The sequence below is a fragment of the Pseudoxanthomonas mexicana genome (assembly GCF_001556105.1).
Classification (GTDB): Bacteria; Pseudomonadota; Gammaproteobacteria; order Xanthomonadales; family Xanthomonadaceae; genus Pseudoxanthomonas_A; species Pseudoxanthomonas_A mexicana_A.
This window is the reverse complement of the sequence record NZ_LSIF01000002.1, coordinates 1-14,591: the sequence shown is the minus strand read 5'-3', so window position 1 is coordinate 14,591 and position 14,591 is coordinate 1. Positions and strand designations below refer to the sequence as shown.

16 protein-coding genes and 1 pseudogene are annotated in these 14,591 nt (G+C 60.5%); 10 read left to right on the top strand and 7 right to left on the bottom strand.

Annotated features, from left to right (window positions below):
- The 5 genes from pstB to AX730_RS00080 all read right to left on the bottom strand — a co-directional run bounded on the left by pstB (position 1) and on the right by AX730_RS00080 (position 4,388).
- Positions 1-843, bottom strand: coding sequence for a phosphate ABC transporter ATP-binding protein PstB (gene pstB / locus AX730_RS00100; RefSeq protein ID WP_407071462.1), 843 nt, complete (start codon positions 841-843; stop codon positions 1-3).
- A gap of 4 nt (positions 844-847) precedes the next feature.
- The gene (pstA, locus tag AX730_RS00095; protein ID WP_062350254.1) at positions 848-1,789 is read right to left on the bottom strand and encodes a phosphate ABC transporter permease PstA; all 942 of its coding nucleotides are present in this window, start codon (positions 1,787-1,789) and stop codon (positions 848-850) included.
- Entirely contained in the window at positions 1,789-2,739 is a 951-nt protein-coding gene (pstC, locus tag AX730_RS00090) for a phosphate ABC transporter permease subunit PstC (RefSeq protein ID WP_232310121.1), read from the bottom strand. The genes pstA and pstC overlap by 1 nt, the downstream gene beginning before the upstream one ends.
- Before the next feature lie 51 nt (positions 2,740-2,790).
- Positions 2,791-3,855, bottom strand: coding sequence for a PstS family phosphate ABC transporter substrate-binding protein (locus AX730_RS00085; RefSeq protein WP_062350251.1), 1,065 nt, complete (start codon positions 3,853-3,855; stop codon positions 2,791-2,793).
- A gap of 80 nt (positions 3,856-3,935) precedes the next feature.
- Positions 3,936-4,388, bottom strand: coding sequence for an ArsR/SmtB family transcription factor (locus AX730_RS00080; protein ID WP_232310120.1), 453 nt, complete (start codon positions 4,386-4,388; stop codon positions 3,936-3,938).
- Positions 4,389-4,598: 210 nt separating this feature from the next.
- On the opposite strand from AX730_RS00080, the gene AX730_RS00075 reads away from it, so the two are divergent.
- From AX730_RS00075 to AX730_RS00060, 4 genes are all read left to right on the top strand, one after another.
- Complete coding sequence (locus tag AX730_RS00075; protein WP_062350248.1) at positions 4,599-5,135, top strand: MarR family winged helix-turn-helix transcriptional regulator; 537 nt, start codon at positions 4,599-4,601, stop codon at positions 5,133-5,135.
- A gap of 42 nt (positions 5,136-5,177) precedes the next feature.
- Positions 5,178-6,068, top strand: a complete 891-nt coding sequence (locus AX730_RS00070) for a sterol desaturase family protein (RefSeq protein WP_083537603.1) — start codon at positions 5,178-5,180, stop codon at positions 6,066-6,068.
- Between the two features lie 83 nt (positions 6,069-6,151).
- Positions 6,152-7,606 (top strand): NAD(P)-binding domain-containing protein, encoded by a 1,455-nt coding sequence (locus tag AX730_RS00065; protein ID WP_062350242.1) that lies wholly within the window; start codon positions 6,152-6,154, stop codon positions 7,604-7,606.
- A gap of 1 nt (position 7,607) precedes the next feature.
- Positions 7,608-8,780, top strand: a complete 1,173-nt coding sequence (locus tag AX730_RS00060) for an MFS transporter (RefSeq protein WP_062350240.1) — start codon at positions 7,608-7,610, stop codon at positions 8,778-8,780.
- Between the two features lie 28 nt (positions 8,781-8,808).
- Here the strand turns inward: AX730_RS00060 and arsC are convergent, their stop codons facing one another.
- Positions 8,809-9,228 (bottom strand): arsenate reductase (glutaredoxin), encoded by a 420-nt coding sequence (gene arsC / locus AX730_RS00055; RefSeq protein WP_062350237.1) that lies wholly within the window; start codon positions 9,226-9,228, stop codon positions 8,809-8,811.
- A gap of 65 nt (positions 9,229-9,293) precedes the next feature.
- Positions 9,294-10,001, bottom strand: coding sequence for an arsenical resistance protein ArsH (gene arsH, locus AX730_RS00050; protein ID WP_062350234.1), 708 nt, complete (start codon positions 9,999-10,001; stop codon positions 9,294-9,296).
- Between the two features lie 50 nt (positions 10,002-10,051).
- Between arsH and AX730_RS00045 the strand changes: the two genes are divergently transcribed.
- The 6 genes and pseudogenes from AX730_RS00045 to AX730_RS00020 form a co-directional block, all read left to right on the top strand.
- Positions 10,052-10,405: an ArsR/SmtB family transcription factor gene (locus tag AX730_RS00045; RefSeq protein ID WP_062350231.1), complete on the top strand. Its 354-nt coding sequence runs from the start codon at positions 10,052-10,054 to the stop codon at positions 10,403-10,405.
- Positions 10,406-10,452: 47 nt separating this feature from the next.
- Positions 10,453-11,478, top strand: coding sequence for an ACR3 family arsenite efflux transporter (gene arsB / locus AX730_RS00040; protein WP_062350228.1), 1,026 nt, complete (start codon positions 10,453-10,455; stop codon positions 11,476-11,478).
- A 22-nt stretch (positions 11,479-11,500) separates the two neighbouring features.
- Entirely contained in the window at positions 11,501-11,995 is a 495-nt protein-coding gene (locus AX730_RS00035; protein WP_062350225.1) for an arsenate reductase ArsC, read from the top strand.
- A gap of 34 nt (positions 11,996-12,029) precedes the next feature.
- Positions 12,030-13,034, top strand: coding sequence for an ArsJ-associated glyceraldehyde-3-phosphate dehydrogenase (locus AX730_RS00030; protein WP_062350222.1), 1,005 nt, complete (start codon positions 12,030-12,032; stop codon positions 13,032-13,034).
- Between the two features lie 3 nt (positions 13,035-13,037).
- Positions 13,038-14,270 carry an organoarsenical effux MFS transporter ArsJ gene (gene arsJ / locus AX730_RS00025; protein WP_062350219.1) on the top strand — a complete coding sequence of 411 codons (1,233 nt, stop codon included), beginning with the start codon at positions 13,038-13,040 and terminating at the stop codon, positions 14,268-14,270.
- Positions 14,271-14,275: 5 nt separating this feature from the next.
- A pseudogene (locus AX730_RS00020) lies at positions 14,276-14,509 on the top strand (Tn3 family resolvase); the annotation flags it as partial.
- Positions 14,510-14,591: the final 82 nt, after the last annotated feature.

The window sequence follows — 14,591 nt, the reverse complement described above, 5'->3', positions numbered from 1 at the left end:
TCACCCGAAGCGGCCAGTAATGTATTCGTGAGTCTTCTCGTGCTGGGGGTTGGTGAAGAACTCAGAGGTCTCCCCGTATTCAATCATGTTCCCAAGATGCATGAAGGCCGTGTAGTTCGAGATGCGCGCGGCCTGCTGCATGTTGTGAGTAACGATCACGATGGTGTACTCGTTGCGCAACTCGTCGATCAGCTCCTCGATGCGAGCGGTTGCAATGGGATCAAGCGCTGAGGTCGGCTCATCGAACAGGATCATCTCCGGATTCGGCGCCAGCGCCCGGGCGATGCATAACCGTTGCTGCTGACCACCCGAAAGACCGTACGCAGATTGCGTAAGTCGGTCCTTAACTTCTTCCCAGAGAGCGGCCTGCCGCAGGGCAAGCTCCACACGTTCGGCTACGATCGCGCGATCACGCACACCTCGGATCAGCAGTCCGGACGCAACGTTGTCAAAGATCGATTTTGGGAACGGATTAGGCTTCTGAAACACCATGCCGATCCGCAGCCGCACCTGCATCGGATCAACGTCGCTGCTGACGATGTTCATGTCTTCCGGAAATAGCTGGATCTTGCCTTCGTAGCGGTTTCCTGGATACAGGTCGTGCATGCGGTTGAAGCATCGCAGCAAGGTGCTCTTGCCGCAGCCTGAAGGACCGATCAGCGCCGTCACCTGACGGTCGGCAATGGCCAGGTTCACGCTCTTCAACGCTTGGAACGAGCCGTAGTAGAAGTTCAGGTTCTCAACCTGCGCGCGGTAGGCAATCTCCCCAGCGGCGATCGCATGGGAGGGCGTAACGCTGGGCGGCGGCGGGGCTACAGCGCGATTCATGGGATCTCCGGACATAGGTTCAACGCAGGTTGCGTCGTAGGCGGTAGCGCAGCCAAATGGCGAAACCGTTCATCAGCAGCGTCATCGCCAGCAGGATGAGACCGGTCGCGGCCGCGTTGATATGGAAACCGGCTTGCGGCCGTGAAACCCAGTTGAACATCTGGATCGGCATTACCGTAAAAGGTGAATTGAGCCAGTCAAAGTTGACGAAGGGGAACGAATCCTGGAACGGTGATGGCGGCAAGAAGGCGATGAACGTCAGTGCGCCGATGGTGATGATCGGTGCGGTCTCACCGATCGCACGTGACATACCCACGATAGCCCCGGTCAGAATTCCTGGACGGGCTGCGGGCAGCAAGTAGCCGCTGACTGTCTGCCATTGATCCGCCCCTAAGCCGAATGATGCTTCGCGGATATCTTGTGGAATCGCGCGCAGTGACTCGCGTGTGGCCACGATCAGGATAGGAAGGATCAGAAGGGCTAGCGTGATGCCGGCAACCAGAATGGTTTGCCCCATGGCCAAGGTCTGCACGAACAAGCCTAGCGCCAGCAGACCGTAGATGATCGAAGGGACGCCCGCCAAGTTGGTGACGTTGATCTCGATGAAGTCGGTCACCCAGTTCTTGGGTGCGTACTCTTCCAGGTACACGCCGGCGGCCACGCCGAGCGGAACCGCCAATGCCGCGGTGACGATCATCACCAGGGTCGTGCCTACCCAAGCCGAAAGAATGCCGGCACTGCCCGGGCGTCGGGACGGATAGCTGGTGAGGAAGTCACCGTCGATACGGCCTGCGCCATCGGAGACGAAATCAGCGATCAATGCTCCGAGAACAACCAAAGTGGCCACCAGCACCAGCAATCCCAGTATGGCGAACAGCCCATCGGACCATTTGGCCCGTTTCAGCAGGCGAGCTTCGCTGTAGCCATCCAAGCGGTTGGACGTTAGTCCAGGCTTATTCATTAGTAGGCCTCCCGATAACGACGGCGCAGCCAGAAGGCCAGCAGATTGAAGATAAACGTCAGCAGGAAAAGGGTTAGGCCTGCCGCAAAGATCGTCAGATAGGCGATCGAATCATACGGGAGATCGCCCATGCTCAATTGCACGATGTAGGAGGTGATAGTGGCGGCACCCTCCAGCGGATTGCCGGCAATCTTGGCTTGTTGTCCTGCGGCCACGGCAACCACCATCGTCTCGCCGACCGCCCGAGACATACCCAACAGAAAGGCCGCGGTAATGCCGGAGAATGCGCCAGGCACTACCACCCGCAGCCCCGTTTGCAAGCGGGTGAAGCCCAGTGCAAATGCGCCCTCACGCAGACTGTCGGGCACTGCGCGCATGGCGTCTTCACTTACCGACACGATGTACGGCAGGATCATGATGCCAATAACGATGCCAGGCACGAGCAGATTGAACGTGGCCAGGCCAGGAATGAACTGCTGAAATATCGGGGTCAGAAACAACAGGGCGAAATAGCCAAACGCCACGGTTGGGACGCCCGCGATCAGTTCCAGAAAAGGCTTGATGACCTCGCGAACACGGGGCCGGGCGAACTCACTGAGATACACCGCCAGAATCGTACCTGCGGGTGCGGCGATGACCAGTGCAATCAGCGTGCTCATCAGCGTGCCCGAGAGCAGCGTAATGATGCCGAAGTGCTTATCCTCAAATACCGGCGTCCACTGCGTGTCGGTCAAGAAGTCCCAGATCGACACCTGGGCAAAGAACTTGATGCTCTCACTGAGCAGTACATAGATGATGCCGGCCGTCACCAACACCGATACCGTGGCGGCCAGGAACAGGACCAACCGCATGGAGCGATCCACCGCGCGGCGCCGCCGCAGGAACGCGGGGGTCGGCACCAGCCGTTCGATCGTCTTGGTGGGACTCATCAGCGTGGAATCAATGGCCATGGCGAGCTCGGAAGGACGCGGCGGCGACAGGCCGCCACCGCGTCATGACGGTCAATAGACCAGTTTCTCTTTCAGCAAATCATCGATCGACACGCCGATCTTTGATCCGGTGAAGCCGGTACCAATCTCGCGCTTGGCAAAGCGCTCGCGAAAGGCGGCCTGCGCGTTGTCCGGCAGCGGCACGTAGCCCACTTCTTTCACCAGCTCGGTGGCATTCTGCGAATCGAGGTAAAACTCGACGAACTTGGCCACTTCAGGCTTGGTTTCGGCGGCCTTCTTGTTGACGTAGATGAAGATCGGACGCGACAGCGGTTGATAGGTACCTGCGCGCGCGTTCTCCACACTGGGCTCAACCGCCGGGGCGTCGGCCGTGGCCTTGATCTTCACCGCCTTCAACTTGCCGGGATTTTCTTCGTAGTAAGCCAGACCGAAGAAGCCGAGCGCATTGACATCGCCGGACACGCCCTGCACCAGCACGTTGTCGTCTTCCGAGGCGGTAAAGTCGCCGCGGCTGGAATGTTCCTTGCCGACGATGGCGGCGGTGAAGTAATCGTAGGTGCCCGAATCCACACCCGCGCCGTACAGCACCAGCGGCTTGTTCGGGAAGCTACTGCGCACCTGGTTCCAGTTGCTGATCTTGCCCTGGGCCTCCGGCTCCCACATCTTCTTGAGCTCATCCACCGTCATCTCGGCGGCCCACGTGTTCTGCGGATGGACCACGACGGTCAGGGCATCCAGGGCAACCGGCAGCTCGATGTACTCAACGCCAGCGGCCTTGCATGCCTCCTTCTCTTCGCCCTTGATCGGACGGGAGGCGTTGGAGATATCAGTCTCGCCGCGGCAGAACTTCTTGAAGCCGCCGCCCGTGCCCGACATGCCCACGGTCACCTTGATGCCAGGGTTGGCCTTCTGGAACTCCTCGGCCATAGCCTCGGTAACCGGGAACACGGTTGAGGAGCCATCGGCCGTAACCAGGCCCTGAGCAGCCGGAGCCGCTTCGGATGCCGCTGCCGGCGCCTGGGGAGCGGCACCGTCGGCCGCAGGGGTGGCATTTTTGTTGCAGCCGGTGATCGCCAGGATCGCCACTGCCAACAGGCTGTAGGATTTCAGTTTCATTGCAGTCTCCGAGAAAGTTGGATGGGGCTATTAGCAACAACGCCTCCGAACCCGGCGTCCCCAAGCCGGGTCCGCTGAACTCAGTTGGATCGCTTTCGTGGCGAAGCGGGTACTTCGGCGATGCACTCGCACATCGCCTGACTATCCTGGGCCGTCTGGAGTTGGACACACTCTTCCGGGTGCCCTTGGCAGCAATCCTTCAGCAGGAATCCGAGCAGGGCCTGCATGCCTTCCAGGCAGGCGCGATAGCGGATGAAGCGCCCCTCTCGCGTGCCGCAGATCAAGCCGGCGCGGCTGAGCACCGCCAAATGGTTGGACAGGGTCGTGTGACGCATGGCCATCTGCTCGCCCAGATCCCCGGCTACCAAACCCGCAGGCTCGTAGCGCATCAGGGTTCGGAAGATGCGCAAGCGTGAGCCGTTGGCCAGCGCCTGCAGTGCATCAAGCGCCCAGTCGGTCGACATGGAGGCCTGCAGGGTGCGCTTTTCGAGGTACTCGAAGATTTCTTCAGCGGTCGGGGCGTTGCTGCTCACAGGCGATCTCACAAGGCCAATGGAAATGTCGAAATGTCATGACATTTCGACACGACGGCACTGTGCGCTCGGTCTGTGACAGGAAGATGACCGCCATCCGCCTCGGCACCGAGGCTCAGAATCCGCTGCCCCGTTCCGCCCTTACCCCCAAGACTTGACGACCCCTCTGGCCAGGCATATGGTTGCACCTAGCAACTAACGGGTCACTTTATGTCCGCCCAAGCAACAAATCCGGCCTTCGATGCGCTCTTGCTCAGCGATGCAGAAGCGCTCAACGCGGCGGTATCCCACCTGGTACGGATCTATCAGTTCCGGGACCGTGACCGCATCTGTTGTTATGACATCTCGGTGACCCAGTGTTATGCACTGGAGGCCTTGGTTGAGCGCGGCCCCAGCAGGAGCCAAGCCTTGGCAGATGCCCTCATGCTCGACAAGAGCACGACCACCCGCGTTGTCGATGCTCTGGTGAAGAAGGGCTATGCGGTTCGCCAAGCGGACGCAGAGGACGCCCGCGCGCTCTCGTTGAGCGTGACGCCAGCAGGACGAGCACTCTATGAGCGGATCAATGACGAATTGGTCGGCCAGCAGGCCTCCCTGATCCAGGGGCTGGATCCGGCGGTCCGGCGCGCCTCGATTGAGGTGATTCGTCGTCTGGCACGCGCGGCTCAGGATCGGTTTGTGTCCGGCGTGAGTGTAGGCGGCTGTGAGCCCTCTTGCGGTGCCGAAGGGGCATGGAAATGCGACTGATTTTTTGCACAAATGGTTGTTACTACCAACAGGAGAGAATAGATGTCGTCTAGTCGCACCCGCCAACCGTGGCATGTACCGCACCTAGCGCTGCTCGTGTTGCTGCCCGTGGCGTGGTCTGCCGCACTGGCATGGAGCTTTGCCGCTGAAACCGTCCTGGGTACATGGCTGGCGCTGAATCTGGCCGTGCTCATGCCGGCCGAAAAGTGGCGTCCCCATCGGCGCGACTGGCATGCGGATAGGCGCCATCTACGCCGCGATGGCGTGGTGGGTGGCATCAATGTCATGGCAGATGCAGCCACAGGGGCCGGGCTTGCCGCACTCGCCGTGACGTTGTTGCCCGGTAGCAACCCGTGGTCACTCGGGGTGCAGATCCTGGTAGGCCTGCTGGCGGCAGAACTGGGCAGCTACTGGGTACACCGTTGGAGCCATGCCGAAGGTTGGCTCTGGCGCGTGCACGTGACGCATCACTTGCCTGATCGCCTCACCGCCTCCAACGCCCTGTTCGCGCACCCGATCAACGCCGTGTACGACAAGGCAGCAAAGTTGGGGCCGCTACTGGCCTTGGGCTTGTCGCCCGAAGCCGTACTCGCTGTCGCGCTGTTCGGAATCACCCAGGCGTTGGTCACACATGCCAACGTGGCCGGAACCATCGGGCCGCTCAACTGGATGCTGGGGAGCGCGGAACTGCATCGCCTTCACCACAGCACCGAGGAGGCCGAAGCCGGGAATTTCGGTACCACGCTCCCGATTTGGGATCAGGTATTCGGCACGTATCGACGGGGTGAGTCGCCAATCCACGTGGGTGTGTTTGAAGCCAAGCGTTACCCCTCTGAGTTCGCGCTCCAGCGGCTACTGCATATTCCCTTCAAGAAGGTCGGTCTTCGATTCGCCGATGCGATCCGCCGGTGCTGTCCGCTAGGTGCGCATTGATCACTTCTTGCTGTCTAGATTGTTGCCACTAGCAACCTCTCATGCCGCTTGCCTGCGGCCACAACCCAAACCAAGGACCTACCATGAGCACTGATCTTCCCGTCATCGTCATCGGCGCAGGCCCTGTTGGCCTAGCCGCAGCTGCACATCTGTTGGCACGCGATCTCCCCGTCATTGTGTTTGAAGCAGGCGACAGCATCGGTGCCGGCATGCAGCGCTGGGCGCATGTACGAATGTTCTCGCCGTGGGAGTTCGCCATCGATCGCGCGGCCAATGAGATCTTGGTGCGACACGGGTGGTCCACGCCCAATTTGAAGCACTTTCCCACCGGCGGGGACGTCGTAGCGCAATACCTACGGCCGCTGGCCGCAACGCCTGAAATGGCGCGCATCGTCCATACCGGCACTCGGGTCACGGCAGTTACTCGACTGCGCAAAGACCGCATGAAGGACGCCCTGCGCGAGCAGAGCCCTTTCCTGGTGCGTTACACCGACGCTGCGGGTGAGCATGAACTGCTGGCCAAGGCGGTAGTCGATGCGTCGGGCACGATGGATACGCCGAACCCGGCCGGTGCCTCGGGTATCCCTGCACGGGGCGAACTTGCACTGCAGGCGCACATCTTCTACGGCATGCCCGATGTCTTGGGCCGCGATCGCTCTCGATATGAAGGCAAGCGTGTGCTCGTCATAGGCAGCGGGCACTCCGCTTTCAATGTGTTGGCAGATCTGGCCAAGCTGGCCGATCAGACCTCGGACATGCAGATTCACTGGGCCCTGCGGCGCCCTAGCGTGGCGCGGGTCTTGGGTGGCGGAGAGAACGATCAGTTGAAGGAACGCGGCAGGCTCGGCTTGACGATTGCGGACTTGGTCAAGCGTGGGATTTTGAGGGTCGCGACCGGGTTCCACCTGGACAACCTGGAACGCATGCCAGAGGGGATCGTCGCCTCCAGTGAGGCCACATCGCTCGACGCGGTGGACGAGATCGTGGTCGCCACAGGCTTCCGGCCCGATGTGACGCTGCTTTCGGAGCTTCGCATCGCACTGGATCATGGAACTCAGGCGCCTACCGCGCTGGCACCGTTGATTGATCCCAACTTGCACAGTTGCGGAAGCGTCAGACCGCACGGCGCAGAAGAGCTCAAGCATCCCGATGCCGATATCTACATCGTCGGCATGAAGAGCTATGGGCGTGCTCCGACCTTCCTGCTGTTGACCGGATACGAGCAGGTACGATCAGTGGCGGCTGCCATTGCGGGAGACTGGGAAGCGGCTCGAAGAGTGGAACTGATCCTTCCCGAGACAGGGGTATGCATCACCCAGTTCTCCGGTGAGGAAAGCGAACAGCCGTCCTCAAGCAGCTGCTGCGAATCTGTCCCCGTGACGGCCACGGTAGCAAGCCAGTCGTGCTGCGGTGGGCCGGCGCCCGCCGGTGCGGATGCCTGCTGTCTTGAGGACGCGCAGGCCAAGCAAGCGGGGGCATCAGGTTGTGGGTGCAAGACGACACTTGCGATCGCACCGCGCTCAAGCTGCTGCACCTGACATGCATTCCGAACAGAAACGTGCCGTCTGGCTGCTGGGGCTTTGCCAATGCATTTTGTGGGGCGTGCTCTACTACAGCTTCTCCGTGTTTCTGGTGCCACTGGAGCACGCGCTGGCCACGACGCGTACCGTCGTTGCCGGCGCCTTCTCGGTCGGCTTGATCGCCATGGCATCGGTTGCGCCTCTGGTCGGGCGCTGGTTGGATGAAGGGCATGCCGGGATCGTGACGCGCTGGGGCCTGTGCTTGGCCATTGCGGGGCTTCTGCTACTAGGCCTGTCGGACAGCGTCATGATGCTGTACGCAGCTTGGCTGCTCATCGGCATTGCCATGGCACTGCTGCTTTATGAGCCGGCCTTCATCCTGGTCATGCGGGCAATTCTTGAGCCCGGGCACCGCCTGCGGGCGCTCGCTGCGGTGACCATCATGGGCGGACTGGCAAGCACGGTCTTCCTGCCTCTGACGTCCTATGTCATAGGAACATGGGGGTGGCGGATAGCCGCGCTATCTGGGGTGGGTGCGCTCTTGTTGGTGGCCTGCCTCATGGAGGGATGGGTTGTTCCGGCCCTGCCGGCCATCGAGACCCGCACCGCCCTCACATGGAAGCACAAGGCGTGGCCGCGCCACATGCCCTCACTGGCGATGATCTTTAGCATAGGCAGTCTTGCCAGCATCACCTTGACGACACTGCTGATCCCCTTTTTGATGGAGCGTGGCGTATCGGCGGAGACTGCGGCCATCGTGCTAGCGGCCTTCGGGGCGGCACAGCTGCCTGGCCGCATTTGGCTCTTGCGAAAGACGCGAGCACTGTCGCAGACCACACTCACCACCGTGCCCATCGTGCTCATGGTGATGGGTATGTTGGGCGTAACCTTGGCCCACGGACCTGGGCTCAGTCTGTTGGCCGTTTCAGTGTTTGGTCTAGGCGCAGGCCTGCAGACATTAGCCAAACCGTGGCTGGTTCAAGCCATCTATGGAAACTCCGCGGCCGGGCAATGGAACGGGGAGATCGCACGTGTCCAGGGCTTCGCGCGGGCGTTGACGCCCGTAGCCGTGGCTAGTGTGTCTCTCTCGTTGAGCATCGAGGTCGTGCTGGTGGTGATGGTCGTCCTTCTGGCTGCAACCGTCCCCGTCGCCCATCAGCTTCGTGCTGCCCATGACGATAGAACAAAATGACGCGGCTGAAACCGGATCGCACCGACGACTAGAGTCGCCGGCGTCCGGACTCATCAATGACGACTTCTCCATCTTCCTTCGCGAACGGGCGCGTCACCGGCGGAAGCAGATCCAGCACCAACTCGGAGGGACGGCAGAGACGGATCCCTTTTTCCGTCACGACAAACGGCCGATTGATCAAGATCGGGTGGGCCAACATCGCATCCAGCAATGCATCCTCATCCAGCAAGGGGTTATCCAACCCCAAATCCAGATAGGGAGTGCCCTTTTGCCGAAGGGCCTGTCTTACGCTCAGACCAGCGCCGGTGATCAGTTCCAGCAGTCGCTCACGCGAGGGAGGATGATGGAGATATTCGATGACCGCAGGCTCCAGGCCGGCATGACGCATCAATGCCAACGTGTTGCGAGAAGTTCCACAGGCCGGATTGTGGTAGATAACGGCTTCCATCTAAGTAGCGCCTCAATAGTCTGTTTGCGGTGAAGAGCAGAAGCTTGCGGTGTTACAACGAGCGGCTACTGCGCTGCCCCCGAGGCCGCAGCAAGTTCCACAGCAGTCAAGTCGCCCTTGCGCTCGCTGTACCGATTGGTCAGATACGCGCTGCGCCCGCGCACCATGACAGTGAACTTGACCAGTTCCTCCATGACATCGACAACGCGATCGTAGTAGGCGGAGGGTTTCATGCGTCCTTGTTCGTCGAATTCCTGCCAAGCCTTCGGTACCGAGGATTGATTCGGAATGGTCACCATCCGCATCCAGCGACCCAGGACCCGTAGCGCGTTGACCACGTTGAAAGATTGAGAGCCGCCGCAGACCTGCATCACTGCCAGGGTTCGCCCTTGCGTGGGACGTACACCACCTTCCTCCAACGGCAGCCAGTCGATCTGATTCTTGAAAACGGCGGTGATAGTGCCGTGGCGTTCCGGGCTGACCCACACGTGTCCCTCGGACCATTCGGATAGAGCACGCAGCTCTTGCACCTTGGGATGATCGACCCCGACGCTGTCCAGCAGCGGCAGTTCATGCGGATCGAACACCCGCGTTTCGGCACCGAAATGCTGCAAAAGGCGCTCAGCTTCCAACGCGAGCTTTCGACTGAACGACTGCGGGCGTAGCGAGCCATACAGAATCAGGATGCGTGGCGGATGCTCAGGGCCGTCCAGGCTCAGCTTGGAAGGGTGCGGCACATCGAGTGCGCCCGGGACGAGGTTTGGCAGTCGCATGTCTGTCATAGGGTATTGCTATCCTTCGTATCTTCCAATATTCTAGTTTAATGGAAATCAAGAATGCAACCGCGGCATTGGCCGCACTGGGCCAGACCACTCGCTTGTCTGTGTTTCGTTTGCTGGTTGAGGCGGGGCCAGACGGTCGAATGGTGGGCGATATCGCCGAGGCGCTTTCCCTGCCTGGCGCTACCCTTTCATTTCACCTCAAGGAACTGAACAACGCCGGGCTGATCCAGGGCGAGCAGCGTGGCCGCTACATCTGCTACCGCGCCGACTTCGAAAAGATGAACGATCTCATCGAGTTTCTGACCAGCAATTGCTGCGGCGGCAGCCCCGTGCCCTCGTGCATGCCCGCCGCCAAGAAGTCCAGCGCCAAGCCCTCCAAGAAGGTGAGTCGATGAGCGATGCATCCGCTGCAACCCCGAACACGGTTTCCTTGTCTCAGCGGATGGGCGCCTTCGAGCGACATCTGACGCTGTGGGTGGTCCTGTGCATCCTCGTTGGCACCGGCTTGGGCTATTTGTTCCCCGGCGCCTTCGCTGCGCTGGGAGGACTGGAGATCGCCAAGGTAAATCTGCCCGTGGCCGTGCTGATCTGGCTGATGATCATCCCGATGCTGCTGAAGATCGACTTCGCAGCTTTGGGCGATGTCACCCAGCATTGGAAAGGCATTGGTGTCACGGTATTCGTGAACTGGGCGATCAAGCCATTCTCGATGGCGCTGTTGGCCTGGATCTTCATCCGGCATGTCTTTGCCGACTATCTGCCGGCGGCCCAAATCGATTCCTATGTCGCGGGCCTGATCTTGCTGGCGGCCGCGCCGTGCACAGCGATGGTGTTTGTCTGGAGCCAACTTTGTGGGGGCGACGCCCGGTTTACCTTGAGCCAAGTCGCTTTGAACGACGCCATCATGGTCGTGGCATTTGCGCCGATCGTGGGCCTGTTGCTGGGGATTTCCTCAATCACCGTTCCCTGGTCGACCCTGCTGATCTCCGTGGGCATGTACATCATCGTGCCGGTGATCATTGCTGTGCTGGTGCGGCGCTGGCTACTGCGCCGGGGCGGCGAAGCTGCGCTGCAAGCGCTTCTCAAGCGACTTGGTCCTGTCTCACTCAGTGCATTGCTGGTCATGCTGGTGCTTCTGTTCGGGTTCCAGGGTCGGCAGATCGTGGATCAGCCACTCATCATCGGCATTCTGGCCGTACCGATTCTGATCCAGGTGTACCTTAACGCTGGCGTGTCTTACTGGCTTAACCGCAAGCTCGGTGAAGCTCACTGTGTGGCAGGCCCTTCGGCGCTGATCGGTGCCAGCAATTTCTTCGAACTCGCGGTCGCTACCGCCGTGGGTGTTTTCGGCGTTCACTCGGGTGCGGCACTAGCCACGGTGGTTGGTGTGCTGGTGGAAGTGCCTGTCATGTTGTCCGTCGTTCGCATCGTCAATGCCTCCAAGGGCTGGTACGAAACCCGCGCGTGATTCTTCCTCCACAGGATCTCCTATGACTCGCAAGTACAACCTGTTGTTCCTGTGCACGGGCAACTCTGCCCGTAGCATCATGGCTGAGGCCTTGGCCAATCAACTAGGCAAAGATCGCTTCAATGCGTTTAGCGCGGGCAGTCAGCCGCGTGGCCGAGTACACCCGATGGCGTTGCAGGTGCTGCAGGAAGCCGGCCTGCCCACCGCTGCCTTGCGCAGCAAGCCTTGGGATGAATTTGCAGCTCCTGGCGCACCGGAGATGGACTTGGTCATCACCGTCTGCGATCGCGCTGCCGGCGAGGCATGTCCGATCTGGCCAGGGCATCCCGTCACTGCGCATTGGGGGATCGAAGATCCCGCCGCCGTTGCCGGCTCCTCCGAACACATCCACAAGGCGTTCAACAATGCGCTCCATCTGCTCCAGCATCGGATCTCCTTGCTGTTGGCTCTGAGAATCGAAGCCATAGACCGCCTGGTCTTTGAGACTCAAGTGCGCGAAATCGGAAAGTCATCCTGACCTTTCAACTCCTTCTTCCTTCCAGATTCATACCATGACCATTCGAGTTGGCATCAATGGCTTCGGCCGCATGGGACGCCTGACCCTTCGCACTGCTTGGGGCAATCCCGAACTTTCTTTCGTGCACATTAACGACCCAGCAGGTGACCCACAAACACTGGCACATCTGCTGATGTTTGATTCGGTGCATGGCCGCTGGGACCGCGAAGTCACCACCGATGGCGAAGCCATTGTCATCGAGGGCGTTCGCATCCCCGTTACCCGCAATAAGGAGATCGCGGCTACTGACTGGTCAGAATGCGACGTCGTGATTGAATCCTCCGGCAAGTTTCGCAAGCCCGATGTGCTGCAGCCTTACCTGGACCAGGGAGTGAAGCGCGTAGTGGTCACCGCACCGGTCAAGTCTGCCGGCGCCTTGGACATCGTAATGGGCGTGAATCAACAGCGCTTTGATCCTGCCTTGCATCGCATCGTATCGGCCGCCTCCTGCACGACCAACTGCTTTGCGCCGGTGGTGAAAGTTATTCACGAGAAGATTGGCATCCGCCACGGTAGCCTGACTACCATCCACAGCCTGACCAATACGCAGGTAATCGTAGACGCACCGCACAAGGATCTGCGCCGCGCCCGATCCTGCGGGAGCAGTCTGATTCCCACGTCAACGGGCTCGGCCACGGCGATCGCAGAGATCTTCCCTGAACTCAAGGGTCGATTGAATGGCCACGCCGTGCGTGTACCGCTGACCAATGCCTCCCTGACCGACTGCGTGTTTGAAGTCGAGCGCCCAACCTCGGTCGAGGAGGTCAACGATCTGCTGCAGGCGGCGGCCGAGGGTGAGCTCCAGGGCGTCCTGGGGTACGAGACCCGTCCGCTGGTATCGATCGACTACCAGACCGATCCACGATCAAGCATCGTCGATGCGCTATCCACGATGGTCATCAATGGCACGCAGGTGAAGATCTACGCGTGGTACGACAACGAATGGGGCTACGTGAATCGCACCGCCGAGCTGGTGCAACTTGTCGGCAAAGCGGGCTGAACGATGCGATCGCGCCTGTCGCCTGACGTTCGCCAGTATTTGCTGATTACGGGCAACTACTGGGCATTCACCCTGACCGACGGCGCCTTGCGCATGCTCGTGGTGCTGCATTTCCACGCGCTGGGCTACAGTCCATTGCAGGTCGCGCTGCTGTTTCTTTTCTACGAGATCTTCGGCGTCATCACCAACCTGGTGGGCGGATGGCTGGGCGCCAGGATAGGACTGAACCGCACCATGAACATCGGATTGGCGCTGCAGGTTGTCGCCCTATCCATGTTGCTTGTGCCAGCAGTATGGCTGACGGTGCCGTGGGTCATGGCGGCACAGGCTATGTCCGGGATCGCCAAGGATCTTAATAAGATGAGCGCTAAGAGCAGCATCAAGCTGCTGGTGCCCGGCGATCAGCAAGGCACTCTGTTTCGCTGGGTCGCGGCACTTACGGGATCCAAGAATGCGCTCAAGGGCTTGGGCTTCTTTCTGGGGGGCGCGCTTCTCACCGCCGTAGGCTTTGCGCCGGCGGTAGCGATCATGGCCGGGGCCTTGGTGGTGGTGTGGCTACTGAGTCTGGCCCTGCTCAAGCGCGACTTGGGCAAGGCCAAGGCTAAGCCAAAGTTCCGCGACATCTTCTCTAAAAGCCGGGCGATCAATTTGCTCTCCGCAGCGCGCATGTTCCTCTTTGGAGCGCGCGACGTGTGGTTCGTCGTTGCCTTGCCGGTATTCCTGGCCACCACGCTGGGCTGGGACTTCTGGGAAGTAGGCGGCTTCTTGGCGGTCTGGATCATTGGCTACGGCATCGTGCAGTCGATGGCGCCGTACTTCACCGGGCGGCGTAGCGGTAAGGTGCCGGACGGGCGTGCCGCGTTCATTTGGGCGGTATTGCTAACGGTTGTCCCAGCGGCCATGGCTGTGGCCTTGGCAGCAGGTCAAGACGCCCAGACGGTGTTGGTGGCCGGCCTGATGCTGTTCGGCGTACTGTTCGCGATCAATTCTTCCCTGCATAGCTACCTGATCGTCAGCTACGCCACCGATGACGGTGTGTCGTTGGACGTGGGCTTCTACTACATGGCAAATGCTTTGGGTCGACTGCTGGGCACAGTGTTGTCAGGCTGGGTCTTTCAAGTGGCCGGCATTGGCGCCTGTTTGGCAATTTCGGCCGTCCTGGTCGCTAGTGCCGCTGTCGTTTCACTGGCACTTCCGCGCCACCCACGCAATGAGGCCACGCCTGAGATACGCTAGCCAGTATGGCGCCCCTGGACCGCTATCTCGAAGCCGCAACCCGGGAAAACACCCAGCGTAGCTATGCCTCGGCGCTAAGGCACTTTGAGGTCGAGTGGGGCGGCCATCTGCCGGCGACGCCGGACTCAGTGGCCCGCTATTTGGCCGACCAGGCGCCCAAGGCCGCGATCAACACCCTCAAGCAGCGACTGGCGGCTTTGGCCCATTGGCATGGCTGGACCGGCCAGCCTTTCGTAGACATCCGGTTGCCATAATTGATGGCAATGTGGACCGGCCAGAGTTCTGTAGACACTCAGTCGCCGCTCTGCGCGTAGCGCCTTT